The sequence below is a fragment of the Nocardioides sp. 503 genome (genome assembly GCF_004522095.1).
Lineage (GTDB): Bacteria > Actinomycetota > Actinomycetes > Propionibacteriales > Nocardioidaceae > Nocardioides.
The window spans coordinates 139,237-165,484 of record NZ_SPUI01000006.1 but is presented as its reverse complement, the minus strand read 5'-3'; the positions used below and the strand labels follow the sequence as shown (position 1 = coordinate 165,484).

The 26,248-nt window shown below is 71.3% G+C and carries 25 protein-coding genes; 1 reads left to right on the top strand and 24 read right to left on the bottom strand.

Translation table 11 applies throughout. From position 1 onward, the window contains the following. Nucleotides 1-55 precede the first annotated feature (55 nt). The 20 genes from coaBC to pyrR form a co-directional block, all read right to left on the bottom strand. Entirely contained in the window at nt 56-1,273 is a 1,218-nt protein-coding gene (coaBC, locus tag E4622_RS18260) for a bifunctional phosphopantothenoylcysteine decarboxylase/phosphopantothenate--cysteine ligase CoaBC (protein ID WP_134741740.1), read from the bottom strand. Between the two features lie 58 nt (nt 1,274-1,331). After that, nucleotides 1,332-1,664 carry a DNA-directed RNA polymerase subunit omega gene (gene rpoZ / locus E4622_RS18255; RefSeq protein ID WP_091025928.1) on the bottom strand — a complete coding sequence of 111 codons (333 nt, stop codon included), beginning with the start codon at nt 1,662-1,664 and terminating at the stop codon, nt 1,332-1,334. A gap of 10 nt (nt 1,665-1,674) precedes the next feature. Further along, on the bottom strand, nt 1,675-2,277 hold the full coding sequence (gene gmk, locus E4622_RS18250; protein ID WP_134741678.1) for a guanylate kinase: 603 nt from the start codon (nt 2,275-2,277) through the stop codon (nt 1,675-1,677). Between the two features lie 19 nt (nt 2,278-2,296). After that, nucleotides 2,297-2,617: an integration host factor, actinobacterial type gene (mihF, locus tag E4622_RS18245; protein ID WP_134741677.1), complete on the bottom strand. Its 321-nt coding sequence runs from the start codon at nt 2,615-2,617 to the stop codon at nt 2,297-2,299. A gap of 128 nt (nt 2,618-2,745) precedes the next feature. After that, nucleotides 2,746-3,195 (bottom strand): hypothetical protein, encoded by a 450-nt coding sequence (locus E4622_RS18240; RefSeq protein ID WP_134741676.1) that lies wholly within the window; start codon nt 3,193-3,195, stop codon nt 2,746-2,748. Beyond that, complete coding sequence (gene pyrF / locus E4622_RS18235) at nt 3,192-4,007, bottom strand: orotidine-5'-phosphate decarboxylase (protein WP_134741675.1); 816 nt, start codon at nt 4,005-4,007, stop codon at nt 3,192-3,194. The genes E4622_RS18240 and pyrF overlap by 4 nt, the downstream gene beginning before the upstream one ends. 112 nt (nt 4,008-4,119) lie before the next feature. Then, nucleotides 4,120-5,280 (bottom strand): alpha-hydroxy-acid oxidizing protein, encoded by a 1,161-nt coding sequence (locus E4622_RS18230; protein WP_134741674.1) that lies wholly within the window; start codon nt 5,278-5,280, stop codon nt 4,120-4,122. Continuing rightward, nucleotides 5,277-6,335, bottom strand: coding sequence for a quinone-dependent dihydroorotate dehydrogenase (locus E4622_RS18225; protein WP_134741673.1), 1,059 nt, complete (start codon nt 6,333-6,335; stop codon nt 5,277-5,279). Before E4622_RS18225 ends, E4622_RS18230 begins: the two co-directional genes overlap by 4 nt. After that, entirely contained in the window at nt 6,332-9,652 is a 3,321-nt protein-coding gene (carB, locus tag E4622_RS18220; protein ID WP_134741672.1) for a carbamoyl-phosphate synthase large subunit, read from the bottom strand. Before carB ends, E4622_RS18225 begins: the two co-directional genes overlap by 4 nt. Nucleotide 9,653: 1 nt before the next feature. Beyond that, entirely contained in the window at nt 9,654-10,847 is a 1,194-nt protein-coding gene (gene carA, locus E4622_RS18215; protein ID WP_134741671.1) for a glutamine-hydrolyzing carbamoyl-phosphate synthase small subunit, read from the bottom strand. Between the two features lie 64 nt (nt 10,848-10,911). Then, nucleotides 10,912-11,418 (bottom strand): hemerythrin domain-containing protein, encoded by a 507-nt coding sequence (locus E4622_RS18210; protein WP_134741670.1) that lies wholly within the window; start codon nt 11,416-11,418, stop codon nt 10,912-10,914. A gap of 1 nt (nt 11,419) precedes the next feature. Continuing rightward, nucleotides 11,420-12,148: a respiratory nitrate reductase subunit gamma gene (narI, locus tag E4622_RS18205; protein ID WP_134741669.1), complete on the bottom strand. Its 729-nt coding sequence runs from the start codon at nt 12,146-12,148 to the stop codon at nt 11,420-11,422. After that, entirely contained in the window at nt 12,145-12,840 is a 696-nt protein-coding gene (narJ, locus tag E4622_RS18200; protein ID WP_134741668.1) for a nitrate reductase molybdenum cofactor assembly chaperone, read from the bottom strand. Before narJ ends, narI begins: the two co-directional genes overlap by 4 nt. Continuing rightward, nucleotides 12,837-14,486, bottom strand: a complete 1,650-nt coding sequence (narH, locus tag E4622_RS18195) for a nitrate reductase subunit beta (RefSeq protein ID WP_134741667.1) — start codon at nt 14,484-14,486, stop codon at nt 12,837-12,839. The genes narJ and narH overlap by 4 nt, the downstream gene beginning before the upstream one ends. A gap of 1 nt (nt 14,487) precedes the next feature. After that, complete coding sequence (locus E4622_RS18190) at nt 14,488-18,195, bottom strand: nitrate reductase subunit alpha (protein ID WP_134741666.1); 3,708 nt, start codon at nt 18,193-18,195, stop codon at nt 14,488-14,490. Between the two features lie 32 nt (nt 18,196-18,227). Beyond that, the gene (locus E4622_RS18185) at nt 18,228-19,400 is read right to left on the bottom strand and encodes an MFS transporter (protein ID WP_134741665.1); all 1,173 of its coding nucleotides are present in this window, start codon (nt 19,398-19,400) and stop codon (nt 18,228-18,230) included. A gap of 195 nt (nt 19,401-19,595) precedes the next feature. Further along, a complete protein-coding gene (locus E4622_RS18180) occupies nt 19,596-19,928 on the bottom strand; it encodes a cupin domain-containing protein (protein WP_134741664.1) in 333 nt (110 codons plus the stop codon). A gap of 82 nt (nt 19,929-20,010) precedes the next feature. After that, nucleotides 20,011-21,327, bottom strand: coding sequence for a dihydroorotase (locus E4622_RS18175; RefSeq protein ID WP_134741663.1), 1,317 nt, complete (start codon nt 21,325-21,327; stop codon nt 20,011-20,013). Then, complete coding sequence (locus E4622_RS18170; protein ID WP_134741662.1) at nt 21,324-22,280, bottom strand: aspartate carbamoyltransferase catalytic subunit; 957 nt, start codon at nt 22,278-22,280, stop codon at nt 21,324-21,326. The genes E4622_RS18175 and E4622_RS18170 overlap by 4 nt, the downstream gene beginning before the upstream one ends. Continuing rightward, nucleotides 22,277-22,852, bottom strand: a complete 576-nt coding sequence (gene pyrR, locus E4622_RS18165; RefSeq protein WP_167736153.1) for a bifunctional pyr operon transcriptional regulator/uracil phosphoribosyltransferase PyrR — start codon at nt 22,850-22,852, stop codon at nt 22,277-22,279. Before pyrR ends, E4622_RS18170 begins: the two co-directional genes overlap by 4 nt. A gap of 143 nt (nt 22,853-22,995) precedes the next feature. On the opposite strand from pyrR, the gene E4622_RS18160 reads away from it, so the two are divergent. Continuing rightward, nucleotides 22,996-23,403, top strand: coding sequence for a TIGR03618 family F420-dependent PPOX class oxidoreductase (locus E4622_RS18160; RefSeq protein ID WP_134741660.1), 408 nt, complete (start codon nt 22,996-22,998; stop codon nt 23,401-23,403). Here E4622_RS18160 and E4622_RS18155 read toward each other — a convergent pair. From E4622_RS18155 to E4622_RS18140, 4 genes are all read right to left on the bottom strand, one after another. Next, nucleotides 23,400-23,864 carry an NUDIX domain-containing protein gene (locus tag E4622_RS18155; RefSeq protein WP_134741659.1) on the bottom strand — a complete coding sequence of 155 codons (465 nt, stop codon included), beginning with the start codon at nt 23,862-23,864 and terminating at the stop codon, nt 23,400-23,402. The two genes, E4622_RS18160 and E4622_RS18155, sit on opposite strands and share 4 nt — an antisense overlap. A gap of 23 nt (nt 23,865-23,887) precedes the next feature. Beyond that, nucleotides 23,888-24,448 (bottom strand): type 1 glutamine amidotransferase domain-containing protein, encoded by a 561-nt coding sequence (locus tag E4622_RS18150; RefSeq protein ID WP_134741658.1) that lies wholly within the window; start codon nt 24,446-24,448, stop codon nt 23,888-23,890. A gap of 72 nt (nt 24,449-24,520) precedes the next feature. Then, nucleotides 24,521-25,039 carry a hypothetical protein gene (locus tag E4622_RS18145; RefSeq protein WP_134741657.1) on the bottom strand — a complete coding sequence of 173 codons (519 nt, stop codon included), beginning with the start codon at nt 25,037-25,039 and terminating at the stop codon, nt 24,521-24,523. A 146-nt stretch (nt 25,040-25,185) separates the two neighbouring features. After that, the gene (locus E4622_RS18140; protein ID WP_134741656.1) at nt 25,186-26,202 is read right to left on the bottom strand and encodes an NADPH:quinone reductase; all 1,017 of its coding nucleotides are present in this window, start codon (nt 26,200-26,202) and stop codon (nt 25,186-25,188) included. Nucleotides 26,203-26,248: the final 46 nt, after the last annotated feature.

Sequence of the window (26,248 nt, the reverse complement as noted above, 5' to 3'; positions counted from 1 at the left end):
AGGCAATCTCGACAGGTCCAAGCATATTCAGGGCCCAGCATGCAAGACGGGCGTCTCAGTCACCGAATCGACGCGCGACCTGGTCCCAGATCGCGTGCGCGACGGCCGTCTTCGACCCCCGGGGTACGTCGGTCCCCTCGCCGTCGGCGGCCAGGATGACCCCCTCGTTGTCGGGGCTGCCGAACACCGCTCCCCCACTGACGTCGTTGACCACCAGCAGGTCGCAGCCCTTGCGCTCCAGCTTGGCCGCGGCCAGCTCGCGCACCGAGCCGGTGGCGTCGCCCGTCTCCGCAGCGAACCCGACGATGACGGCGTCCGGGCGCGGGCGGTGGTGCGACAGCTCGCTGAGGATGTCGGGGTTCTGCACGAGCTCGATGCTCGGCGACGAGCCGTCGTCGGCCTTCTTGATCTTGGCGTCGCTGACCGCGGTGGGCCGGAAGTCGGCGGGGGCCGCGGCCATGACGACGGCGTCGGCCGCCGCGGCGGCGGCCAGCACCTCGGTACGGAGCTCGGCGGTGGTCTCGACGTGCACGACCTTGACCCCGGCGGGGTCGGGCAGCGCGACGTTGGCGGCGACCAGCGTGACCTCGGCCCCGCGGACGTGGGCGGCGCGGGCCAGCGCGTAGCCCTGCAGGCCCGAGGAGCGGTTGCCGAGGAAGCGGACCGGGTCGAGGTACTCGCGGGTGCCGCCGGCCGAGACCACCACCGAGCGACCCGCGAGGTCGTGGCCCCGGCTGGCCGCACCGGAGGATCCGCCGGCCAGCACGTCGACGCAGACCTCGAAGATCGCCGACGGCTCGGGCAGCCGGCCCTTGCCGGTGTCCTTGCCGGTCAGGCGCCCCTCCGCGGGCTCGATGACCAGCACCCCGCGCGAGCGGAGCGTGGCGACGTTGGCCTGCGTGGCCGGGTGCTCCCACATCTCGGTGTGCATGGCCGGGGCCAGCACGACCGGGCAGCGGGCGGTGAGGAGCGTGTTGGTGAGCAGGTCACCGGCCAGGCCGTGGGCGGCCTTGGCGAGCAGGTCGGCGGTGGCCGGGGCCACGACGACCAGGTCGGCGCTCTGGCCGATCCGCACGTGGGGCACCTCGTGGACGTCGTCCCAGACCGAGGCGGTGACCGGCTTGCCGCTCAGCGCGGCCCAGGTCGGCGCGCCCACGAACTCCAGGGCGGCGGCGGTCGGGACGACGGTGACGTCGTGGCCGGACTCGGTGAGGCGGCGCAGGAGCTCGCAGGCCTTGTAGGCCGCGATGCCGCCGGCGACCCCCAGAACCACACGGGGCCGCGCCCCCGTAGGGGACACGGCCACGCGTGTGTCGGTGATGCTCAGCGAACTACTCGTTCGACGTGAACGAGGCGTCGATGGCGGCCTGCTTGGCAGCGGCCTCCTCGGCGGCGAGCTCGGCCGGGTCGACGTCCTCGCAGGTCAGCAGGTCCTGGTTGATCTCGCGCAGCGCGATCGAGAGCGGCTTCTCCTGGACGTGCGTGTCGACGAGCGGGCCGACGTACTCGAGCAGCCCCTCGCCCAGCTGGGAGTAGTAGGCGTTGATCTGGCGCGCCCGCTTGGCGCTGTAGAGGACCAGCTTGTACTTGCTGTCGGTCTTGGTGAGCAGGTCGTCGATCGAGGGGTTGGTGACACCCTGAGCGTCGATGTTGGGCGCAGACACGCGTGAAGCCTCACAAGTCGGTTGGCCGGGGATGGGAGTGCTCGGAGTCGAGCACCATCCAGGATACCAACTCATCGGCCGCATCGTGAACTTCGTGGTTGACGATGGTGACGTCGAACTCCGGTTCGGCGGCCAGCTCGGCCCGCGCGGTCTCCAGGCGGCGCTCCCGCTCGGCCTCGGTCTCGGTGCCGCGACCGACCAGGCGGCGTACGAGCTCGTCCCAGGACGGGGGCTTCAGGAAGACGAACAGCGCCTGCGGCATCGTCGTGCGCACCTGGCGCGCGCCCTGCAGGTCGATCTCCAGCATCGAGGGCCGACCGTCGGCGAGGGCGGCCTCGACCGGGCCGCGAGGCGTGCCGTAGCGCGCGGCGCCGTGGACCACGGCCCACTCGAGCAGCTCGTCCTCCGCGACCATCTCGTCGAAGCGGGCGTCGTCGACGAACAAGTAGTGCACGCCGTCCACCTCGTCGGGGCGCGGGCGTCGCGTCGTGGCGGAGACCGAGATCCAGACCTCGGGGTGGCGCTCGCGCACGGCGGCGGCCACGGTGCCCTTGCCGACGGCGGTCGGGCCGGCGAGGACCACGAGACGGGTGAGTGCAGGTGCGGAGGTCACCGGAGCAGTATCCGGTGAGTCACTCCCCCGGGGCGAACTCGCGCTCGAGCGCCGCGACCTGCTTGGTGCCGAGCCCGCGGACCCGGCGGCTCTCGGCGATGCCGAGCCGTTCCATGGTCTGGCGGGCCCGCACCTTGCCGAGGCCGGGCATGGACTGCAGGAGGTCGACCACCCGCATCTTGCCGATGACCTCGTTGGTCGTGCCCTGCTGCAGCACCTCGGTGATGGAGGCGCCGGAGTTCTTGAGGCGGTTCTTCACCTCGGCCCGCTCGCGACGAGAGGCGGCGGCCTTCTCCAAGGCGGCGTGACGTTGTTCGGGAGTGAGGGGGGGCAGAGCCACGGGGATGGGTCCTTTAGTTGTCAGGGCGACGGGAGCACGCGCCACTGGAGGGGCCAATCTAGTCAGATCTCCGACGGCCCTGCAATCGCAGAGTGAGAACAGGTTCTAGAAATGTGCGGACCGTCACGTCACAGGTACAACGGGGTCTTGCACACGTCGCGCGCCTGCTGGTCGACCGCCGTGAGCGCGGACCTGGCCGCCGGCCCGGCCAGCTCGGTGGCGGCCGCCTCGATCGCGGTCTCCTCCTCCGCGTCCAGCCCGGCGGGCGGCGACGTCGCGTCGTACGTCGCCGGGTCGACGTCGGCGTCCTCGAGCGCCTCGGCCAGCGCGTCGATGCGCGTCACCAGCACGTCCCAGTCGTCGGCGATGTCGCGGGGCGCCTCGTCCTGCAGCGCGCGGAAGCTCGGCAGCGCCTCGATGAGGGCGGTCGGTCCGCGGTCGGCGAGCGCCTCGGTGACGTCCTTCTGCTGGGCCGTGACCTCCTCGCAGTAGTCCGCGTACGGGTCGTCGTCGCCGCAGCCGGCCAGCGTGGCCGCCAGCACGAGCGCCAGGAGCGCGCCCGCGACCGGCCGGCTCACGCCCGCAGCTCGTCGTTGGCCGCGTGGACGGCGTCGCGCATCGCGGTGGCGTCGGGGCCCAGCCGCAGCACCTCGCGAGAGGAGCTGGCCAGCACCTGCCCGGCCGCGGAGCCGAAGATCCGCCGGATGTCGGCGGCGGTGCCGCCCTGGGCGCCGTAGCCGGGTGCGAGCACCGGGCCGTTGAAGGCGAGGTCGACGTCGGTCGCACCGATGGTGACCCCGACGACCGCGCCGAACGAGCCGAGGGGCTCCGCACCGTCGTTGAGACGCCGCAGGTGCTCGATCATGAGCCCCCCGACGGTGCCTCCGTCGTCGGTGCGCGCCCCCTGCACCTCGGGACCCTCCTTGTTGGAGGTGAGCGCGAGGACGAAGACACCGGCGTCGTGCCGGCGGGCCGTGTCGATCATCGGGGCGATCGAGCCGAAGCCCAGGTAGGGGCTGGCGGTGATGGCGTCGGCCGCGAGCGGCGAGGTCGGGTCGAGGTAGGCGTCGGCGTAGGCCTGCGAGGTGGAGCCGATGTCGCCGCGCTTGACGTCCAGGAGCACCAGGGCGCCGGCGGCGCGCGACTCGGAGATCACCCGCTCCAGCACCGCGACGCCCCGGCTGCCGAAGCGCTCGTAGAACGCCGACTGCGGCTTCACCACCGAGCAGACCGGGGCGACGGCCTCCACGACGCCGAGCGCGAAGCGCTCCAGGCCGGCGACGTCGTCGGTGAGCCCCCACTCCTTGATCAGGCCCGCGTGCGGGTCGATGCCGACGCAGAACGGGCCGCGCTCGGCGAGGGCGGCGTGCAGGCGGGAACCGAACGTCACCGCGCCACCCCCGAGCTCGCGAGGGGGTGGATCACGCGGGGAGGTCGAGCGGTCGCGGGAGTGACGAAGGAACTCCCGACCGGCCTGTCGAGACTCATGCAGTGCTCCTTGCTCATGGCTGCCACACGAGGGCGTCGGGGGTGAGGTCGGCGATGGTCGGGTAGCCGTCGACCGCCATGACCAGGTCGGCCTCGGCCTGCAGCGAGCGCAGGACGTGCACGGCGCCCGGGACCCCGCCGAGAGCGAGGCCGTAGACGTAGGGGCGGCCGATCGCGACCGCCGTGGCGCCGAGCGCGACCGCCTTGACGACGTCGGCGCCGGTGCGGACGCCGGAGTCGAAGACCACCGGCGCCCGGTCGTCCACCGCCTCGACGACGCCCGGCAGCCAGCCGAGCGCCGAGCCGCCGCCGTCGGCCTGGCGGCCGCCGTGGTTGGAGCAGTAGATGCCGTCCATGCCCTCGTCGAGGGCGCGACGGGCGTCGTCGGGGTGGCAGATCCCCTTCAGGACGATCGGCAGCGTGGTGAGCGAGCGCAGCCAGGGCAGGTCGTCCCACGAGAGTGGCTGGCCGAAGGTGCTGACCCAGGTGAGCACCACGGTCCCGGGGTCGGGGTCCGGACCGGTCATCTCCTGGAAGACCGGGTCGGAGGTGTAGTTGGCCAGCACCTTGCCGCGCAGCTGCGGGAAGTTGCCGCTGGCCAGGTCGCGTGGGCGCCACCCGGGCACCCAGGTGTCGAGGGTGACCACGATGGCGTCGTAGCCGGCCGCCTCGGCCCGGCTCACCAGGCTGGCGGCCAGCTCGCGGTTCTTGGAGGTGTAGAGCTGGAACCACGCCGGGGTGTCGCCCGAGTGGGGCGCCACGTCCTCCAGCGGGTCGTTCATGAGCGTCGAGGCGATCATCGGCACGCCGGTCTGCGCGGCGACCTGCGCCGTGGCGATGTCGCCGTGGCCGTCGGGGGTGCACAGCCCGACGACGCCGACCGGCGCCATCATCAGCGGAGTGTCCAGCCGCTTGCCGAACAGCTCGACGGAGAGGTCCCGCTCGGCCGTCCCGCGCAGCATCCGCGGCACCAGCGCCCACTGCCCGAAGGCCTCGGCGTTGCCCCGCTGGGTGGCCTCGCTGCCGCTGCCCCCGGCGACGTAGCTGCGCAGCTCGGGCGGCAGCACCTCCAGGGCGCCCCGCTCGAGGTCGGCGTAGGTGAACGGGTGCTGCGGCAGCACCCCGCCGAGCGCGGCGAGGTACAGCTCGTTCTGGTAGTCGCCGAACTGGCTCATGTGCTCACTCCCCTGACGATGCGACGCGGCCACGCGGGCCCCTCGTAGACGAACGCGGTGTAGCCCTGCAGCAGGTCGGCACCGGCCTCGAGGCGGGCGCGGGCGTCCTCGACGGTGCTGATGCCGCCGACCCCCACCAGCGTGAGGTCGTCGCCGACGCGCCCCTTGAGCAGGCGCAGGACCTCGAGCGAGCGGTGGCGCAGGGGCCGCCCGGACAGGCCACCGGCACCGACGGCCTCGACGGTCGCGTCGGGACTGGCCAGTCCCGCGCGCGAGACCGTGGTGTTGGTGGCGAGGATGCCGTCCAGCCCGATGGCCAGCGCCATGTCGGCCACCGCGAGGACGTCCTCGTCGGCCAGGTCGGGGGCGATCTTGACCAGCAGCGGCACCCGCCGCTCCCCCGCGGCCTCGTCGGCCGTGCGGCGTACGTGCTCGAGGAGGGGCTGCAGCTTCTCGACCGACTGCAGGCTCCGCAGGCCGGGGGTGTTGGGGCTGCTGACGTTGACGACCAGGTAGTCGGCGTACGGCGTGAGCAGCCGGGCGCTCTTCTCGTAGTCGGCCTCCACCGCCGCCTGGTCGTCCTCGGGGACGACCTTGGTCTTGCCGATGTTGACGCCGAGCACGGGTCGGCCGGCCCGCTCGGGACCGACGCGGGCCGCCCGGTCCGAGAGCCGGCGGGCGACCGCCTCCGCGCCGTCGTTGTTGAAGCCCATCCGGTTGACGACCGCACGGTCCTCGGTCAGCCGGAACAGTCGCGGCCGCGGGTTGCCGGGCTGCGCCTCGCCGGTGACGGTGCCGATCTCGACGTGCCCGAAGCCGAGCGCGGCCAGGGCGTCGACGCCGACGGCGTTCTTGTCGAAGCCGGCGGCCAGCCCCAGCACGTGGGGGAACCGCAGCCCCATCGCCACGACCGGTCGACCCGGCGTGCGACGGTCGAGCCGGCCGAGACCCTCCAGCAGCGGGCGCGCCGCGCGGAGCGCCCGGAAGCCCAGGTGGTGGGCACGCTCCGGGTCGACCCGCGTGAAGCCGTGCTCGAAGAGCCTGTCGTAGATCACGCGCGGCGCGCCCAGTCCTGCAGCGAGCGCACGCCGATGTCACCGCGCTCGAGCGCCTCGATGCCCTGCACCGCGGCGCCGAGCCCCTGCACGGTGGTGATGCACGGGATGTTGGCCATCACCGCGGCCGTGCGGATCTCGTAGCCGTCGACGCGCGCGGAGCTGCCGCTGCCCCCACCGCTGGCGGAGCCGTTGGGCGTGTTGATCACCAGCTGGATCTCGCCGTCGAGGATCAGCTGCACGGTGGTCTTCTCGCCGTGGGGGCCGGGGCCCTCGAAGTGCTTGCGCACCACGGTGGCCTGGACTCCGTTGCGGCGCAGCACCTCCGCCGTGCCCTGGGTCGCGAGGATCTCGAACCCGTGGTCGGAGAGCACCTTGATCGGGAAGATCATGTGCCGCTTGTCGCGGTTGGCCATGCTGACGAACACCTTGCCGGAGGTCGGCAGCGACCCGAACGCCGCCGCCTGGGCCTTGGCGAACGCGGTCCCGAAGTCGGAGTCGAAGCCCATGACCTCGCCGGTGGACTTCATCTCCGGGCCGAGCATGGTGTCGACCTGGGCGCCGTCGGGGGTGCGGAAGCGGTTGAAGGGCATCACCGCCTCCTTGACCGCGATCGGCTGGTCGGCCGGCAGCGTGCCACCGTCGCCGGTCGCCGGGAGGACGCCGGCGGCGCGGAGGTCGGCCACCGTCTCGCCCATCATCACGCGCGCCGCGGCCTTGGCGAGCGGCGTCGCCGTGGCCTTGGAGACGAACGGCACCGTGCGGCTCGCGCGCGGGTTGGCCTCCAGGACGTAGAGGACGTCGGAGCCCAGTGCGAACTGGATGTTGAGCAGGCCGCGGACGCCCACGCCGGCGGCGATCGCCTCGGTGGCCTTGCGGATCCGCAGGATCTCGGCGGCGCCGAGCGTGATCGGCGGCAGCGCGCAGGAGGAGTCGCCGGAGTGGATGCCGGCCTCCTCGATGTGCTCCATGACCCCGCCGAGGAACAGCTCCTGCCCGTCGTAGAGGGCGTCCACGTCGATCTCGACCGCGTCGTCGATGAACCGGTCGACCAGCACCGGGTGGGCCGAGCTGATGTCGGTGGCCCGGCCGATGTAGGCCTCGAGCGCGTCGTCGTCGTAGACGATCTCCATGCCGCGTCCGCCCAGGACGTAGGAGGGGCGCACCATCACGGGGTAGCCGATCTCGCCGGCGATGCGGTGCGCGTCGAGGAAGCTGGTCGCCATGCCGTACTTGGGCGCCGGCAGACCGGCCTCGCGCAGCACCTCGCCGAAGGCGCCGCGCTCCTCGGCCAGGTGGATCGCCGCCGGTGAGGTGCCGACGACCTGCACGCCGTTGTCCTCCAGGCCCTGGGCCAGGCCGAGCGGGGTCTGACCGCCGAGCTGGCAGATGACGCCGGCGACCGGGCCGGCGAGGGTCTCGGCGTGGACGATCTCGAGCACGTCCTCCAGCGTGAGCGGCTCGAAGTACAGCCGGTCGGAGGTGTCGTAGTCGGTCGAGACCGTCTCGGGGTTGCAGTTGACCATCACGGTCTCGTAGCCGGCCTCGCTGAGCGCCAGGCTGGCGTGCACGCAGGAGTAGTCGAACTCGATGCCCTGCCCGATCCGGTTGGGACCCGAGCCCAGGATGATCACCGCAGGCCGCTCGCGCGGCGCCACCTCGCTCTCCTCGTCGTAGGAGGAGTAGTGGTACGGCGTGGCCGCGGCGAACTCGGCCGCGCAGGTGTCGACGGTCTTGTAGACCGGCCGGATGCCCAGCGCGTGGCGCACCCCGCGCACGACGTCGGGCGTCATACCGCGGATCTTGCCGATCTGCGCGTCCGAGAAGCCGTGGCGCTTCGCCCGCCGCAGCAGGTACGGCGTGAGCTCGGCCGCCGCGGTCACCTCCTCGGCGACCTCGTTGATCAGCAGGAGCTGGTCGACGAACCACGGGTCGATCTTGGTGTGGTCGAAGACCTCCTGCGGCGTCGCGCCGGCGCGCAGCGCGTCCATGACCTTCTTGAGCCGGCCGTCGTGGGGCGTCTCGATCTCGGCGAGCAGGGCGTCCTTGTCGAGCTCGACCCACTCCTGGTGCCAGTCGAAGACGGCGTCGGGGCTCTCCAGCGAGCGCAGCGCCTTCTGCAGTGCCTCGGTGAAGCTGCGGCCGATGGCCATCGCCTCACCGACGGACTTCATGTGCGTGGTCAGCGTCGGGTCGGCGCCCGGGAACTTCTCGAACGCGAAGCGCGGGACCTTGACGACGACGTAGTCGAGCGTGGGCTCGAAGCTGGCCGGCGTGCTCGAGCCGTCCTCGCGGGTCGTGATGTCGTTGGAGATCTCGTCGAGGGTGTAGCCGATGGCGACCTTCGCCGCGATCTTGGCGATCGGGAAGCCGGTCGCCTTCGACGCCAGCGCGCTCGACCGGGAGACTCGGGGGTTCATCTCGATCACGATCAGCCGGCCGTCCGCCGGGTTGACGGCGTACTGGATGTTGCAGCCGCCGGTGTCGACCCCGACCGAGCGGATGATGCCGATCGCCAGGTCGCGCATCGCCTGGTACTCGCGGTCGGTCAGCGTCATCGCCGGAGCCACCGTGATCGAGTCGCCGGTGTGCACGCCCATCGGGTCGACGTTCTCGATCGAGCAGACGATCACCACGTTGTCGGCGGTGTCGCGCATGACCTCGAGCTCGTACTCCTTCCAGCCGATGATCGACTCCTCGAGGAGCACCTCGGTGGTCGGGCTGGCGGCCAGGCCCGCCCCGGCGATGCGGCGCAGGTCGGTCTCGTCGTAGGCCATGCCGGAGCCGGTGCCGCCCATGGTGAAGCTGGGGCGCACGACCATCGGGTAGCCGAGCTGGTCGGCCGCGCCCAGACAGTCCTCCATGGTGTGGCAGATGACCGAGGCGGAGCACTCGCCGCCGAGCTCCTCGACGATCTTCTTGAAGACCTGGCGGTTCTCGCCGCGGTCGATCGCCTCGATCGAGGCGCCGATCAGCTCGACGTCGTACTTCTCCAGCACGCCGGCCTTGTCCAGCGCCATGGCGGCGTTGAGCGCGGTCTGCCCTCCCAGCGTGGCCAGCAGCGCGTCGGGGCGCTCCTTGGCGATGACCTTCTCCACGAACTCCGGCGTGATCGGCTCGACGTAGGTCGCGTCGGCGAACTCCGGGTCGGTCATGATCGTGGCCGGGTTGGAGTTGACCAGGATGACCCGGATCCCCTCCTCCTTGAGCACCCGGCAGGCCTGGGTCCCGGAGTAGTCGAACTCGCACGCCTGGCCGATGATGATCGGCCCGGAGCCGATCACCATGACGCTCTTGATGTCCTCGCGCTTGGGCATGTCAGGCGTCTCCCTCGGTGGTTGAGGTGCGAGCGGAGCGAGCCTCGAAACCACCCGAGCGCGCACCCATCAGCTCGACGAACCGGTCGAAGAGGTACGCCGCGTCGTGCGGACCGGCGGCCGCCTCCGGGTGGTACTGCACGGAGAAGCTCTTCAGCCCGCCCTCGGGCGAGCGCAGCTCCAGCCCCTCGACGACGTCGTCGTTGAGGCACACGTGGCTGACCGAGGCGACGCCGTAGGGCGTCTCGACCGGTCCGTCCAGCGGGGCGTCGACGGCGAACCCGTGGTTGTGCGCGGTCACCTCGACCTTGCCGGTGGTGCGGTCCATCACCGGCTGGTTGATGCCGCGGTGGCCGTAGGTCAGCTTGTAGGTGTCGAAGCCCAGCGCGCGTCCGAAGAGCTGGTTGCCGAAGCAGATGCCGAAGTAGGGCAGGTCCTGGGCGAGGGCGTCCTGCAGCAGCGCGATCTGGTGCGTCGTGGCCGCCGGGTCGCCGGGCCCGTTGGAGTAGAAGAGGCCGTCGGGCTGCACGGCGAGCACGTCGTCCAGGCTCGAGGTCGCGGGCAGCACGTGCACCTCGATGCCGCGCTCGGCCATGCGGTGCGGGGTCATCGTCTTGATGCCGAGGTCGAGCGCGGCCACCGTGAGGCGCTTCTCGCGCCCCCACGGACCGGGCTGCGCCGGCACGACGTAGGCCTCCTGGGTGGAGACCTCGCCCGCCAGCTCGGAGCCGCTCATCTGCTCGGCGCCCCGGACCCGCGCGAGCAGCGCGGCGGGGTCGGTCTCGGTCGAGGAGATGCCGACCCGCATGGCGCCGCGCTCGCGCAGGTGCCGCGTCAGCGCACGGGTGTCGATGCCGGAGATCCCGACGACCCCCTGGGCCCGCAGCTCGTCGTCCAGGCTGCGACGCGAGCGGTGGTTGCTCGGGATGCGCGCGGGGTCGCGGACGACGTAGCCGGCCACCCAGATGCGCGAGGACTCCGGGTCCTCGTCGTTGACCCCGGTGTTGCCGACGTGCGGGGCGGTCATCACGACGACCTGGCGGTGGTAGGACGGGTCGGTGAGCGTCTCCTGGTAACCGGTCATGCCGGTGTTGAAGACGGCCTCGCCGAAGGTCTCGCCGGGCGCGCCGTAGGCGTCGCCGGTGAACGTGCGACCGTCCTCGAGGACCAGGATCGCGGGGGCATGCAGGGGCACGCCGTACCTCCTTCTCCGCCTCTCAGGACGGACAGTTAAAGGATGTCGGAACCCTGCGAGCGTATCAGTGGGTGGGGACCGCGCCCGACTCCGTCCAGGCGTGGCCGGGCCCGTCGACGAGGAAGCTCGGGGTGCGCTCGTGGGCGCCGTCCACGACGGCCCACCCGGACGCTCCCAGGGTGACGACCGAGACCGGGAAGATGCCCAGGTCCTCCCGCTCGATGTGCTGGTCGAGGTCGTCCAGGAGCCTGCTCACCGTGCTCGCGAAAGCAGGGTCGGCGATGTCCAGGCCGGCGATCACGGACTCGAGGTCGCGGTGCTCCCCCTCGAGCGCGTCCAGCTCCTCGAGGAACTCCCCGCTCGCCCGCATGGCGCGGAAGATGCCGTCCTCCTCGCGCGACACGTGGCGGACGAGGTGGTCGACCATGCCGTGCAGCAGCGCCATGGCCCCGGCGTGGTCACCGACGGCGACGGCGCCCCGGACGTGGTGGGCCTCGTGCGCCAGCGCCGAGTGCTCGGCCATGAGCTCACCGATGGGCTCGACGCCCTTGCAGCCGCAGTGCTCGCACATCTCAGCCGGCCCGGTCCCAGCCCCGGCGTGGACGGTGGCTGCCCAGGCCCCGGTCGTCGCGACTGCGGTAGACGATGTAGGGCCGGGTGAGGTAGCCCAGCGGCGCGCTGAAGACGTGGACGAGCCGGGTGAACGGCCACAGCGCGAACAGCGCGAACGCGACCAGGGCGTGCAGCTGGAATCCCAGCGGCGCCTCGCCCATCAGGTCGGCGTCGGGCTGGAAGGCGAGGAACGAGCGGTACCAGACCGAGACGCCCTCGCGGTAGTTGTACTCACCGCCGATGGTCAGGATCGAGCCCGCGATGGTGTTCCACATGCCCAGGACGATCGCGGCGGCCAGGAAGACGTACATCACCTTGTCCATGACCGTCGTCGCCGAGAAGACCGGCCCCACCGTGCGCCGCCGGTAGATCAGGATCACCATCCCGACCACGGCCGCGATGCCCGCGAGCAGGCCGCCCCCCACGGCCACCACGTGGTACGTCGTGTGGCTGATGCCCACCGCGTCGGTCCACGACTGCGGCACCAGCAGGCCGATCACGTGCCCGCCTACGACGCCGAGCATCCCGAAGTGGAACAGCGGGCTGCCGATGCGCAGTAGCCGGTTCTCGTAGAGCTGGCTGGACCGGGTGGTCCACCCGAACTTGTCGTAGCGGTAGCGCCACACGTGGCCGACGACGAATGTCGTGAGGCACACGTAGGGCACCACGACGAAGAGAAACTCGGTCATCGACGTGCTCCTGGGAAGGAGGGCATGGGCAGGAGGGTCGTGTCGGAGGTGGCGCCCGGGCTGAACTGCGGGGCGGCGAAGGGCGCCAGCCCCACCTCCTCCTCGGGAGGCCCCTCGGCGGCGAGGCGTCGTACGGCGTCCCGCTCGTCGCCGCGCAGGGGCGGCAGGGTCGCCGTGACGGCGTCGAGCAGGGGCGCCCAGGGCGACGACATGTCCACCAGGGAGACCCGCAGCAGCTCGAGTCCGGCCCGGTGGTCGAGCATCAGCTGTCGCCCCGCCTCCTGGTCCACCGTGGCCGCGAACTCCAGCACCACGCACAGGTGGTCGGGCAGCTCGGCGTCGTCGAGCTCGTAGCCGGCGTCGAGGAAGGTCTGCTTGAAGCGCAGCAGGGCCATCCCCCGCTTGCGCGTGTCGCCGTGGGCGAAGTAGGTGAGGAACAGGTTGCAGCGGCGACGGTTGTCGAACGTCTCGACGTACTCGGCCTGGAGGTCGGGCAGGGACGCGGCCTCCAGGTGGTCGGCGAATCCCCTGATCGAGTCCCCGACGGGCTGCGGCAGCCGCTGTGAGGCAGCCCGGACCACCTCGAGCCGTCCCAGCATCGTCTCGTCGGGGTAGTCCAGCAGCAACGAGACCGACTGCCAGGCGATCGTCAGCTGGTCCGGGGCCAGGGCGCCCCTCGACCGGCGGCTCACGAGTCCTTCTCCTGCGGCGGGAAGAGACCGGAGGGCATGCCCTTGCCGTCCCAGTTGAGCAGGTTGACCCGGCCGCTCTTGTCCGCCGGGCTCGCCAGGGTGTCGGACGTCTGGCGGTCCTTGAGGGCCTGGAAGTTCTCGACCGCGAGCGGCGTCGGCATCCCGGAGCCCTCCCCGAAGAGGTCCTGCTGGCCGCCGCCGTAGTCCTGGACCGCGCACTCGGTCGCCAGCTCCTCCAGCGCGTGCGCCTGCTCGGCGTGGGCGGGAGGGATGACGTAGCGCTCGTCGTACTTGGCGATGGCGAGCAGCCGGTACATGTCGTACATCTCCTCCTCGCTCATCCCGACCGCCTCCGGGATCGAGCCGTCGGGCTCGCGGCCCATGTTGATGTCGCGCATGTAGCAGCGCATCGCGGCGAGCTTCTTCAGCACGGCGTCGACCGGCTCGACGTCACCGGCCGTGAACAGCTCCGCGAGGTACTCGACGGGGATCCGCAGGGCGTCGATGGCCGCGAAGAGGTTGCCCTTGTCCTCGGCGTCCTCCCCCGTCTCCTGCACGACGTCCACGACGGGAGACAGCGGCGGGATGTACCAAACCATCGGCATCGTGCGGTACTCCGGGTGCAGCGGCAGCGCGACCTTGAAGGTGTTGATCAGCGCATAGATCGGCGAGCGCTGCGCGGCGTCGACCCAGTCGCGGGCGATGCCGGCCTTCTCGGCCTCCCGCATGACCTCGGGGTCGAACGGGTCCAGGAAGACCTCGCGCTGCGCCTCGTAGAGCCCCTGGTCGTCCGTGGTGGACGCCGCCTCGAGCACCTTGTCGGCGTCGTAGAGCATCAGGCCGATGTAGCGCAGCCGGCCCACGCACGTCTCCGAGCAGACGGTCGGCAGGCCGACCTCGATCCGCGGGAAGCAGAACGTGCACTTCTCGGCCTTGCCGGTCTTGTGGTTGAAGTAGATCTTCTTGTACGGGCAGCCCGAGACGCACATGCGCCAGCCGCGGCACTTCTCCTGGTCGACCAGGACGATGCCGTCCTCCTCTCGCTTGTAGATCGCACCGCTCGGGCACGACGCCGCGCACGACGGGTTGAGGCAGTGCTCGCAGATCCGCGGCAGGTAGAACATGAAGGTCTGCTCGAACTCGAACTTCACCTTGTCGCCGATCTTCTTCAGCATCGGGTCGAGGTGCGCGGTGGCGGTGGAGCCGCCGAGGTCGTCGTCCCAGTTGGCCGACCACTCGATCTTCATGTCCTTGCCCGAGATCAGCGACTTGGGGCGGGCGACCGGGGTGTGCTCCTGGGCCGGGGCGTCGGTGAGTGTGGAGTAGTCGTAGGTCCACGGCTCGTAATACTCCCCGATCGAGGGGAGCTTGGGGTTGGAGAAGATCGTGGCCAGCTTCTTGAAGCGGCCGCCGCCCTTGAGCGCCAACCGACCCCTCTTGTTGAGCTCCCAGCCCCCCTTCCACTTCTCCTGGTCCTCGTAGGTGCGCGGGTAGCCGAGGCCCGGACGGGTCTCCACGTTGTTGAACCAGATGTACTCGGTCCCGGTGCGGTTGGTCCACGCCTGCTTGCAGGTCACCGAGCAGGTGTGGCAGCCGATGCACTTGTCGAGGTTCATGACCATCGCCATCTGTGCCATGACGCGCATGTCAGTACTCCACGTTCTGTGAGCGCTTGCGAATGATCGTGACCTCGTCGCGCTGGTTGCCCGTGGGGCCGAGGTAGTTGAACGCGAAGGCGAGCTGGCCGTAGCCGCCGATGAGGTGCGACGGCTTGACCAGGAGCCTGGTCAGGGAGTTGTGGATGCCCCCGCGCTTGCCCGAGGTCTCGGCGAGCGGTACGTCGATCAGCCGGTCCTGCGCGTGGTACATGTACACCGTGCCCTCGGGCATCCGGTGCGACACGATCGCCCGCGCGACCACCACGCCGTTGCGGTTGACCGCCTCGATCCAGTCGTTGTCCTCGATCCCGACCTTGGCCGCGTCGCGGTCGCTCATCCAGATGTTCTGCCCGCCGCGCGAGAGCGACAGCATGAACAGGTTGTCCTGGTACTCGGAGTGGATCGACCACTTGTTGTGCGGGGTCAGGTACCGCACGGTGAGCCCCTCGACCTCGGCGCCGCCGGCCCCGTCGGAGACGTTCCCCAGCTGCGGCTCGGCGAACAGCGCGGCCATGTTGAGCGGCGGCCGGTAGACCGGCAGTCCCTCGCCGAGCTCGGTCATCCAGTCGTGGTCGAGGTAGAAGTGCATGCGTCCGGTCAGCGTGTGCCAGGGCTTCTTGCGCTCCACGTTGATGGTGAACGGCGAGTAGCGCCGCCCGCCGGTCTCGGAGCCCGACCACTCCGGCGAGGTGATCACCGGCACGGGCGGGCCCTGGGTGTCGGCGAAGGTGATCTGCTTGCCCTCGTGCTCCGCGGCGAGGTCGGCCAGCTGGACGCCGGTGCGCTTCTCGAGGGTCTTGAACCCCTGCACCGCGAGGTGGCCGTTGGTGGTTCCGGACAGCGCCAGGATCGCCTCGCACACATGGACGTCGCGTTTCAGCGACGGGCGTCCGTCGGCCACGCCGCCGCGCACCGTGCCGTTCTTGTGCCGCAGGTAGTCGACCTGCTTGCCGAGCTCGAACGTCACGCCCTTGGTGGTGGCGCCGAGGGTGTCCGTCAGCGGCCCGAGGGCGTTCATCTTCTCGTAGACGGCGCCGTAGTCGCGCTCCACCTCGACCAGCTTGGGCATGGTCACGCCGGGCACCGGCTCGCACTCGCCCTTCTTCCAGTCGCGGACGACGCCGTGCGGGTTGGCCATCGCGTCCGGGGTGTCGTGGGTGAGCGCCACCGCGACGACGTCCTTGCGCACCCCGAGATGCGTCTCGGCCAGCTCGCTGAAGCGCTTGGCGATGGTCTGCCAGGCGTCCCAGTCGGTGCGGGTCTGCCACGGCGGGGCGATCGCGGGGTTGAAGGAGTGCACGAACGGGTGCATGTCGGTGGTGTTGAGGTCGTGCTTCTCGTACCAGGTCGCCGCCGGCAGCACGACGTCGGAGAAGATCGTGGTGCTGGTCTGGCGGAAGTCGATCGTCATCAGCAGGTCGAGCTTGCCCTCGGGCGCGGACTCGCGCCACGTCACGTCGACCGGGCGGTGCTCCTCCGGCGTCTCGGTGGCGCGCACCGACGAGTCGGTGCCGAGCAGGTGCTTGAGGAAGTACTCGTTGCCCTTGCCCGAGGAGCCAAGCAGGTTGGCGCGCCAGATCGACAGGATGCGCGGGTAGTTCTGCGGCGCGTCGGGGTCCTCACCGGCGAAGTCGAGGTCACCGGACTTGAGCTGGTCGACGACGTACTCCCCCACCGGCTTGCCGGCGGCGGCCGCGTCGTCGCTCAGGTCGAGCGGGTTCCGGTCGAACGTCGGGTACGACGGCATCCAGCCCATCCGCGCGCTCTGCGCGATGACGTCGGCGGTCGACTTGCCCGCGAGCTGGCCCTTGCCGGTGGTCGCCGACAGCGTGTCGGCGCCGAACTGGTCGTAGCGGAACTGGTTGGTGTGCAGGTACCAGAACGCCGTCTGGATCATGTTGCGCGGCGGCCGGTTCCAGTCGAGCGCGTTGGCGACCTGGGTGTAGCCCGTGATCGGGCGGACCTTCTCCTGGCCCACGTAGTGCGCCCAGCCACCGCCGTTGACGCCCTGGCACCCGGTCAGGTTGGTCAGGGTCAGGAACGCCCGGTAGATGGTGTCGGAGTGGAACCAGTGGTTGGTCCCGGCGCCCATCACGATCATCGAGCGGCCCCGCGACTCCTCGGCGTTGGCGGCGAACTCGCGCCCGATCCGGGCGGCGGTGGCGGCCGGCACGCCGGTGATCGCCTCCTGCCAGGCCGGGGTGTACGGCGCGGTGGCGTCGTCGTAGCCGTCGGCCCACTCGCCGGGCAGGTTTCGGCCTCCCGCGCTGCGCCCCACGCCGTACTGCGCGAGCAGCAGGTCGAAGACGGTGGTCACCAGATGGCCGTCGACGCGCCGCACCGGCACCCCGCGCGGTAGGTCGGCCGCGGCCCCGTCGCCCGTGTCGAAGCGGGGCAGGCGGACCGTCACGGTCTCGGCGGTGACGTCGAGCAGCGTCAGCATCGGGTCGACGTCGCCCAGGTCGAGGTTCCACCTGCCGACCCCGGCCTCGCCGTACCGGTGGCCCAGCGACCCGTTGGGCACGACGGCCTCCCCCGTGCGCGCGTCGATCAGGACCGTCTTGAACTCGGCGTTCTCCTCGTCGGCGTGCTCGGTCAGGTCCGAGGCCGTCAGGAACTTCCCCGAGGTGAAGGTCCCGTCCGGGCCCTCCTCGAGGCGCACCAGGTGGGGCAGGTCGGTGTAGCTCTTGACGTACTCGGTGAAGTAGGGCGTGTCCTTCTCGACGAAGAACTCCTTCAGCACCACGTGGCCCATCGCCATCGCCAGCGCCGCGTCGGTGCCAGGCTTGGCGGCCAGCCACTCGTCGGCGAACTTGACGTTGTCGGCGTAGTCGGGCGCTACCGCGACGACCTTCTGGCCGCGGTAGCGCGCCTCGGTCATCCAGTGAGCGTCGGGGGTGCGGGTCACCGGAAGGTTGGAGCCCCACATGATCAGGTACCCGGCGTTCCACCAGTCCCCCGACTCGGGCACGTCGGTCTGGTCACCGAAGACCTGGGGCGAGGCGACCGGCAGGTCGGCGTACCAGTCGTAGAAGCTCAACATCGAGCCTCCGATGAGGTTCACGAACCGCGCGCCGGAGGCGTGGGAGACCATCGACATCGCCGGGATCGGCGAGAAGCCGGCGACCCGGTCGGGCCCGTACCTCTTGATCGTGTGGACGTGCGCGGCCGCCACGATCTCGGCCGCCTCGTCCCACGTGGCGCGCACCAGACCGCCCTTGCCGCGTGCGGACTTGTAGGCCTTGGCGCGCTGGGGGTTCTCGACGATGTGCTCCCAGGCCTTGACCGGGTCGCCACCGTGCTGGGCCTTGGCCTCGCGGAACATCTGCAGCAGCACGCCGCGGACGTAGGGGTAGCGCACCCGCGTCGGCGAGTAGGTGTACCAGGAGAACGCCGCACCGCGCGGGCAGCCGCGGGGCTCGTACTCCGGCGAGTCCGGACCGACCGACGGGTAGTCGGTCTGCTGGGTCTCCCAGGTGATGATCCCGTCCTTGACGTAGACCTTCCACGAGCACGATCCGGTGCAGTTGACGCCGTGCGTCGAGCGGACGACCTTGTCGTGGCTCCAGCGGTCGCGGTAGAAGTCGTCGGCCTCGCGGCCACCCTTCTTGGTGAGCGTCCGCCGGTCCTCCGAGACCGTGCCCTTGGTGAAGAACCGACGGCTGCGCACGAGGGCGTCGGCCAACCCCCCGTCCATCCCTATGTCCTGGCTGGGTCTGTTCGTCTGGGTCACTGCTGCTCCTGGGCCTGGGCGGTACGGCGGACGACGGTGAGAGTGAGGACGAGGGTGGCGGCGGCGGCGACGGCCAGCAGCCACAGCCCGATCGCGTAGGAGTCGGTGCGGCCGTAGACGTAGCCCATGATCAGCGGCGGCACGAACCCGCCCAGACCTCCGGCCGCTCCGACCAGCCCGGTCACGCCCCCGACCCGGGCGGGCTCGGTGACCTTGGCGATGAGGGCGAAGGTGGCGCCGCTGCCGCTGCCGAGCGCTGCGGCCATGGCGAGGAACGCCGCGGTGCCGACGCCGTCCAGTGGCGGGGTGCCGGCCGAGATCGCAGCGCCGGCCACGACGACCGCGTAGCCGGCGGCGAGCACCGGGACGGCGCCGAACCGGTCGGACAGCCAGCCGCCCACCGGTCGCATGAGGACGGCCACGAGCACGAAGCCGGCCATGCGGTTGGAGGCGTCGGCGGCAGTCAGGCCGTGCGCCGTCTTGAGGTAGCTGGGCAGGTAGACCGAGAACGCGACGTAGCCGCCGAAGGCCACGGCGTAAAGCACGCAGGCCTGCCAGGTGATGGAAAGGCGGGCGTTGGCGGAGAGTCGGGTCATCAGCGACGTCGTGGGCACCCCGCGCCCGGGGGCGTCACGCAGCACCAGCCAGGAGACGACGGCGTAGACGGCCAGCGCCGCGGCGGTGATCAGGAACGGCGCCTCGGTGCCGAGTCCGTCGTAGAGCTTGACCGTGGTCAGCGCACTGATCGCCGTACCGCCCATGCCTGCGCCGAAGACACCGACCGCGAGGCCGCGGCGCTCCGGGGGGAACCACGCGTTGACGAAGGGCACGCCGACCGCGAAGGCCGTGCCGCCGATGCCGAGGAAGAACCCGCCGACGAGGAGCAGGGCGTAGGAGTCGAGAGCGAAGAACGCGATGAACAGGATCGGGACGATGGTGGCCACGGAGACGAGCGGGAACAGCACGCGGCCGCCGAAGCGGTCGGTCAGGGCTCCCACGATGATCCGGCCGAGCGAGCCCACGACGACGGGCACGGCGACCAGGAGCGCGACGTCGGACTCGGTCAGCGACCCGAGCGTCCCCTCGTCACGGAAGAGCGGGCCTAGGGGACTGAGTAGGGCCCAGGCCCAGAAGTTGACCACGAAGCCGATCGTGGCGACGGACAGCATCACCCACGGTGATCCCGTGTGCGCCTCCACCGCGTCTGCGACCTGCTCCCTCGTCCTGCTCCTGCTGACCATCGAGACCTGCCTTCCGGTGTGCCCATCGGCAGCCGGATCGGCTGCCGGGTCCATCCGACTACGGCCGCGCGGCGAGCGTCAGGGACCAAGGTCCCTCGAAGTGAGGCCGTTCGGGTCGGCGCGTCAGACCTGCATCGCGACGGTCAGCATCACGACCGCGTCATCGACCGCCTCGAGGGAGTGGCGGGAGTCCGGGATCACGATCAGGTCGCCGGTCGCGCCGTCATGGCGCTCCTCGCCGGCGACGAGGGTCACCGTGCCATGGAGGACCTGGAGCGTGGCCTCGCCGGGGCTCTCGTGCTCGTCGAGCCGGTGACCGGCCGCCAGCGCGATCAGCGTCTGGCGCAGGCGGTGCTCGTGGCCTCCGTGGACCGTGTGGGCGCTACGTCCGCTGGACGCGGACCGTGCGATCTCGAGGTGCTGTCGGACCAGGTCCGTGAGGGACTCCGCCTGCATGCTCGTCTCCTGTGCTGGTGGTCGAACCGGTCCCCCACCTGCACCATGTCACGTTCTCGCCGCCGGCGCTCCCGGCGACGACTCAGGTCAGCCTGCCGTCCAGCACGGTGGCCTTGCCTCGCAGGAACGTCGCGACGACGCGTCCGGGCAGCTCGCGCCCGGCGTACGGCGTGTTGCGCGAGAGCGAGGCGGACGAGGCGGCGTCGACCACCCGGCGTACGGACGGGTCGTAGAGGACGACGTTGGCCGGCGCCCCCACCTCGATCGGCTGGCCGTGGTCGGCGACGCGGCCGATGCGCGCGGGCGCGTAGGACATGCGCTCGGCCACACCGGCCCAGTCGAGCAGCCCGGGGTCGACCATCGTCTCCTGCACAATCGAGAGCGCGGTCTCGAGGCCGAGCATGCCGAACGCCGCGGCGGCCCACTCGCAGTCCTTGTCCTCGTGGGGGTGCGGCGCATGGTCGGTGGCGACGATGTCGATCGTCCCGTCGGCCAGGCCCGCCCGCAGCGCCTCGGTGTCGGCCCTGCTGCGCAGGGGCGGGTTGACCTTGTAGATCGGGTCGTAGGTCTCGGCCAGGTCGTCGGTGAGCAGCAGGTGGTGGGGGCACGCCTCGGCGGTGACGTTCCAGCCCTTGCGCTTGGCGTCGCGGACGATCTCGACCGAGCCGGCCGTCGACACGTGGCAGACGTGCAACCGGGAGCCGACGTGGGCCGCGAGCAGGCAGTCGCGGGCGATGATCGCCTCCTCGGCGACCGCGGGCCAGCCGGTGAGCCCCAGACGGCCGGACAGCTCGCCCTCGTTCATCTGGGCGCCCTCGGTCAGCCGCGGCTCCTGCGCGTGCTGGGCGATGACGCCGTCGAACGCCTTGACGTACTCCAGCGCCCGGCGCATCAGCACCGCGTCGCTGACGCACTTTCCGTCGTCGGAGAACACCCGCACCCGCGCCGCGGAGTCGGCCATCGCGCCCAGCTCGGCGAGCTGCTCCCCCGCCAGGCCGACGGTGACGGCGCCGATCGGGTAGACGTCGCAGTAGCCGGCCTCGCGGCCCAGCCGCCAGACCTGCTCGACGACACCGGCGGTGTCGGCGACCGGCTCGGTGTTGGCCATGGCGTGCACGGCGGTGAAGCCACCGAGCGCGGCGGCCCGGGTGCCCGACTCGACGGTCTCGGCGTCCTCACGCCCCGGCTCGCGCAGGTGGGTGTGCAGGTCGACCAGCCCCGGCAGGGCCACCAGCCCCGTCCCGTCGATCACCTCCCCGTCGGTGGTTGAGGAAGGCGCGCTGGCGCCTGTCTCGAAACCAACACCCGAGCCGATCGCCGCGACGACCCCGTCCCGCAGCAGCAGGTCGGTGGGCTCGCCGCCGAGGATGGAGACGTTCGTGACCAGGTACGCGCTCACGCGTCGTTCTCGCTTTCGTCGGTGCCGGTGACGCCCTCGGCGCCGGAGAGGAGCAGGTAGAGCACGGCCATCCGCACGGCGACGCCGTTGGTGACCTGCTCGACGATCACCGAGCGGTCGGAGTCGGCCACGTCGGCGGTGATCTCCATGCCGCGGACCATCGGGCCGGGGTGCATGACGATCGTGTGGTCCTGCAGCATGCGCATGCGCTTGCCGTCCAGGCCGTAGCGGCGGGAGTACTCGCGCGCGGTCGGGAAGAAGGAGGCGTTCATGCGCTCGCGCTGCACCCGCAGCATCATCACCACGTCGGCCTTGGGCAGGACCGCGTCGAGGTCGTAGGACGTCTCGACGCCCCAGGTGTCGATGCCCACCGGCAGCAGCGTCGGCGGGGCGACCAGCGTGACCTCGGCGCCGAGGGTCTGCAGGAGCAGCGCGTTGGAGCGCGCGACCCGGCTGTGCAGCACGTCGCCGACGATCGCGACCCGGCGCCCGTCCAGCGCACCCAGGTGGCGCCACATCGTGAACGCGTCGAGCAGCGCCTGGGTGGGGTGCTCGTGGGTGCCGTCGCCGGCGTTGACCACGCTGGAGCGCACCCATCCCGAGTGGGCGAGCCGGTGGGGGGCGCCGCTGGCGCCGTGGCGTACGACGACGGCGTCGGCGCCCATCGCCTCCAACGTGAGCGCGGTGTCCTTGAGGCTCTCCCCCTTCGACAGGCTCGAGCCCTTGGCGGAGAAGTTGATGACGTCGGCGCTGAGCCGCTTGGCGGCCGCCTCGAAGGAGATCCGGGTGCGGGTGGAGTCCTCGAAGAAGAGGTTGACCACGGTGCGTCCCCGCAGGGCGGGCAGCTTCTTGATCGGGCGGTCGGCGAGCGAGCGGAGCTCCTCTGCCGTGCGCAGGACCAGCTCCGCGTCGTCGCGGGTCAGGTCGGCGGCGCTGAGCAGGTGGCGCTTCATGCCGGGGCTCCGTCGATGCTCACGGCGTCGACCTCGTCGGTCTCGGCCAGGCGGACGCTGACGCGCTCCACGAGCGACGTGGGGAGGTTCTTGCCCACGAAGTCGGCGCGGATCGGCAGCTCGCGGTGACCCCGGTCGACCAGCACCGCGAGCCGCACCGCCTCGGGACGGCCGACGTCGTTGAGCGCGTCGAGCGCGGCGCGGATGGTGCGCCCGGAGAAGAGCACGTCGTCGACCAGCACCACGGTGCGCCCGTCGATGCCGCCGGGCGGGATCTCGGTGGGCAGCAGCGCGCGGGCCGGCTTCATGCGCAGGTCGTCGCGGTACATCGTCACGTCGAGCGAGCCGACCGGCACCTCGAGGCCCTCGACGGCGGAGATCCGCTCGGCCACGCGGCGGGCCAGGGGCACCCCTCGGCGCGGGATGCCGAGAAGCACGAGGTCGCCCGCGCCCTTGTTGCGCTCGAGGATCTCGTGCGAGATCCGGGTCAGCGCCCGGGCGATGTCACGGGCGTCGAGGACCACGCGTCCGGTGGTCTGGTCGGGCTGGGGGTCTGCAGGCTGGGCACACAAGGCTGCGCGTGACCTCCTTCTCCGCCTCACAGGACGGCTCGTTAAAGGATGTCGATCGAGCAGCACCCTACCCCGCAGGACGGCTCCCAGGGCACCGGCTCACGAAGCCGTTACGTTGGGACCCTCGACCCCTGGAGGTTCTCGTGGCTCACCTGCCGTTCCCCGACGACGTACGTGCCCTGCTCACCCAGCCCAACCCCGCCGTGGTCGCCACGCTGCGCTCCGACGGCCAGCCCGTCTCGGTCGCGACCTGGTACCTGCTGGAGGACGACGACCGGGTGCTGCTCAACATGGACCACACCCGGGTCCGCCTCAACCACCTGCGCGCCGACCCCCGCGTCACGCTCACCGCGCTGGCGGCCGACAACTGGTACACCCACGTCTCGCTCATCGGCCGCGTCGTCGAGCTCAAGGACGACGAGGGGCTCCGTGACATCGACCGCCTCAGCGTCCACTACGGCGGCTCCCCCTACCCCACCCGCGACAGCCCGCGGGTCAGCGCGTGGATGGAGATCGACCGGTGGCACGGCTGGGGCGCCGCGCGCGACTAGTCCAGGCGTACATCGCCGGCGTGGGCGACCGCGGTGCGGATCCGCTCGACCATGACCGGCTGCATCTCGGGCAGGTCGTCGAGCGGCGCCCAGCGCACCTCGGTCGACTCGTCGTCGCCCACGTGCGCCTCGCCGGCGACGTAGCGACAGCGAAACGTGTGGTCGAGGTACTGCGCCAGGTCGCCGTTGACGTGGGTGAGCACCGGCGTGATGCTGACCCAGGCCAGTGCCTCCACCTCGATCTCGACGCCGGTCTCCTCCTCGGCCTCGCGCACGGCCGTGAGGGCGGGGTGCTCCCCCGGGTCGACGATCCCCGTCACCGGGGCCCACCGACCGTTGTCGGAGCGCCGGACGAGGAGGACCTCCTCGCCGCGAAGGACGACCGCGGTCACGGCCGGCAGCCACAGCGGGTCGTGGCCGATGTGCTCGCGCAGCCGGACGACGAACTCGGGGATCGGCATGCCCCCACGCTACGGCGAGCGCCTCACTGCGCGGTGAAGGCCTCCGCGGCGGCGTCGACGAACGCGTCGAGGTCGTCGGGGTCGCGGCTGGTGACCAGCGTCCACTCGTTCTCGGTGGAGGTCACGGCCTCCTCGTCGACCCAGGTGCCGCCGGCGTTGCGGATGTCGGTCTGGAGCGAGGCGTACGACGTCAGCCGCTTGCCGTCGAGCACGTCGGCCTCCACCAGTGCCCACGGGCCGTGGCAGATGGCGGCCACCGGCTTGCCCGCGTCGGCGAAGGCCTTGACGAAGGCGACCGCCGTGGCGTCCTGGCGCAGCGAGTCGGCGTTGGTGGTGCCGCCCGGCAGCACGAGGGCGTCGTACTCCTCGGGGTCGGCGTCGGCGACGGCCAGCTCGGCGTCGAAGGTGTCGGCCTTCTCGACGTCGTTGTTGAACGCCTGGACCTCGCCCTTCTCGGGCGCGATGAGCGTGGTCTCGGCGCCGGCGCTGCGGAAGGCCTCCCACGGGGTGGTCAGCTCCACCTGCTCCACACCGGAGTTGTGCAGCAGGAACGCGATCTTCTTGCCTGTCAGGTCTTCAGTCATGGTCTGCCGGTACCCACACGACCCGGGTGCCACTCCGGACCGGTGGGGGGTGCCGCTGGGCCGTGTCCGGCCTCAGGGGGCCAGGCAGTAGGCGTGGGTCGTGAGGCTGGCCGCGCTGCCGCCGGAGTTGAAGACGTAGACCGTCCAGGCGTCCAGACCGGTGTTGCGCGAGGCGATGACGCGGAACGAGAAGGACCCGTCGTTGCCACCGCCGATGGCCCGCTCGCCCGGCAGGCAGCTCGCAGTCGCGGAGCCGTTCGCGCCCGCCGCGATGGAGGCCGAGCCGCTGCGACGGGTGATCTCTCCCAGCGCGGCCGACCCGACCGCTCCCGGTGCGACCGTGTCGGCCGTCGCCGCCGCCGGCACCTTCGCGAGGGTGGACTCCTTGACCTGCTTCCCGGTCAGCGTGTCGTTCCTGACCTTGGCGCCCTTGACGGTCTTGGCCTTCAGGGCGGAGCCCGGAAGGGTGCCCGCCTTGATGGAGCCGCCGTTGATCTTGGCCGCGGCGTAGCCGGTGCCGCCCATCGCGATGACGAGGGCGAGGACGGAGATGACGAGCGACAGCGAGGGGCGAAGGCTGCGTGAGGACATGGGTGCTCCTGAGGGAGGTGGGAGGGGGTCTCTCCGTTCTAGTCCTCCCGCGCGGCGTCCACCACGGCCCGTCGTGACCATCCGTGACCGCCCCGAGCGGACGAACGGGCTACGTCCCACCCTCCGATCGGGCCCTGAGAGACCGCTTACGCGGTGCCGACGTCGACGAGCACCTTGCCGACGGTGCCGGCCTCCACGGCGTCGTGCGCGGCCGCGGTGTCCTCGAGCGGGAAGTGGTGCAGCGGGACGCCGGCGTCGGCCCCCACCCGGAGCGCACCGGCGGCGACCGCGGCGTTGATGTCCTCGGTCGCGGCGCGCAGCAGCGCGGGGTCCAGCGTGTAGAGCAGCAGGAACTGGTAGCGCAGGTTGCGCGAGAAGGTCGCGCGCACGTCGATCTCGAAGGTCTCGCCGCCGTTGTTGGCGTAGATCGCGACGGTGCCGTGGTTGCGGACCACGGCCACGTCCAGCGGGTTGTTCTCGGCCGGCGCCACCTCGACGGCGATGTCCACGCCGTCCGGGGCCACGTCGAGGATCTCGCGCTGCGCGTCGCCGGTGCGGTAGTTGACGACGTGGTGCGCCCCGGCGGCGGTGGCCAGGGCCGCCTTCTCCTCGCTGCTGACGGTGGTGACCACGGTGGCCCCCGACCAGCGCGCCAGCTGGATCGCGGCGTTGCCGACCGCGCCGGCACCCCCTGCCACGAGCACCACGGCCCCGTCCAGGGTGCCCGGCCCCAGACGAGCGGGACCCTCCTGCGACGACGTCAGGGCGCGGTGCGCCGTCACCGCGGGCACACCGAGGCTGGCGCCGAGGTCGAAGTCGGCGCCGCCCGGCAGCGGCACCACCAGCGCGGCCGGCTGCACGGTGAGCTCGGCGCTCGCGCCGTACGCACGGCCGTACTGGGCCAGCACCAGCCACACCCGGTCACCCACGGCCAGGCCGTCGACGCCCTCCCCAACGGCGTCGACGACGCCGGCGCCGTCCTGGCCCGGCGCGACCTCGTCGAAGGCCGGCTCCGTGCCGGAGCGGAACTTCCAGTCCGTGGGGTTGACCCCCGCGCGGACGACCCGCACCCGCACCTCGCCGGGGCCGGGCTCGGGGACCGGCCTCTCGACGACCTTCAGGACGGACGACGGACCGGCTTCGGTGTAGACGACTGCGCGCATGTCACTCCCAAGGTCGAGAACGGCTCAGATGTTCCGCGGCTCCATC

Bases quoted from the DNA above. Each gene is read 5' to 3' on its own strand.
- E4622_RS18230 (WP_134741674.1), bottom strand. From the start codon at position 5,280: ATGAGCCAGTTCGGCGACTACCAGAACGAGCTGTACCTCGCCGCGCTC.
- carB (WP_134741672.1), bottom strand. From the start codon at position 9,652: ATGCCCAAGCGCGAGGACATCAAGAGCGTCATGGTGATCGGCTCCGGG.
- E4622_RS18210 (WP_134741670.1), bottom strand. From the start codon at position 11,418: ATGTGCGAGCACTGCGGCTGCAAGGGCGTCGAGCCCATCGGTGAGCTC.
- narI (WP_134741669.1), bottom strand. From the start codon at position 12,148: ATGACCGAGTTTCTCTTCGTCGTGGTGCCCTACGTGTGCCTCACGACA.
- narH (WP_134741667.1), bottom strand. From the start codon at position 14,486: ATGCGCGTCATGGCACAGATGGCGATGGTCATGAACCTCGACAAGTGC.
- E4622_RS18190 (WP_134741666.1), bottom strand. From the start codon at position 18,195: ATGGACGGGGGGTTGGCCGACGCCCTCGTGCGCAGCCGTCGGTTCTTC.
- E4622_RS18185 (WP_134741665.1), bottom strand. From the start codon at position 19,400: ATGCTGTCCGTCGCCACGATCGGCTTCGTGGTCAACTTCTGGGCCTGG.
- E4622_RS18180 (WP_134741664.1), bottom strand. From the start codon at position 19,928: ATGCAGGCGGAGTCCCTCACGGACCTGGTCCGACAGCACCTCGAGATC.
- E4622_RS18170 (WP_134741662.1), bottom strand. From the start codon at position 22,280: ATGAAGCGCCACCTGCTCAGCGCCGCCGACCTGACCCGCGACGACGCG.
- E4622_RS18155 (WP_134741659.1), bottom strand. From the start codon at position 23,864: ATGCCGATCCCCGAGTTCGTCGTCCGGCTGCGCGAGCACATCGGCCAC.
- E4622_RS18150 (WP_134741658.1), bottom strand. From the start codon at position 24,448: ATGACTGAAGACCTGACAGGCAAGAAGATCGCGTTCCTGCTGCACAAC.
- E4622_RS18145 (WP_134741657.1), bottom strand. From the start codon at position 25,039: ATGTCCTCACGCAGCCTTCGCCCCTCGCTGTCGCTCGTCATCTCCGTC.
- E4622_RS18140 (WP_134741656.1), bottom strand. From the start codon at position 26,202: ATGCGCGCAGTCGTCTACACCGAAGCCGGTCCGTCGTCCGTCCTGAAG.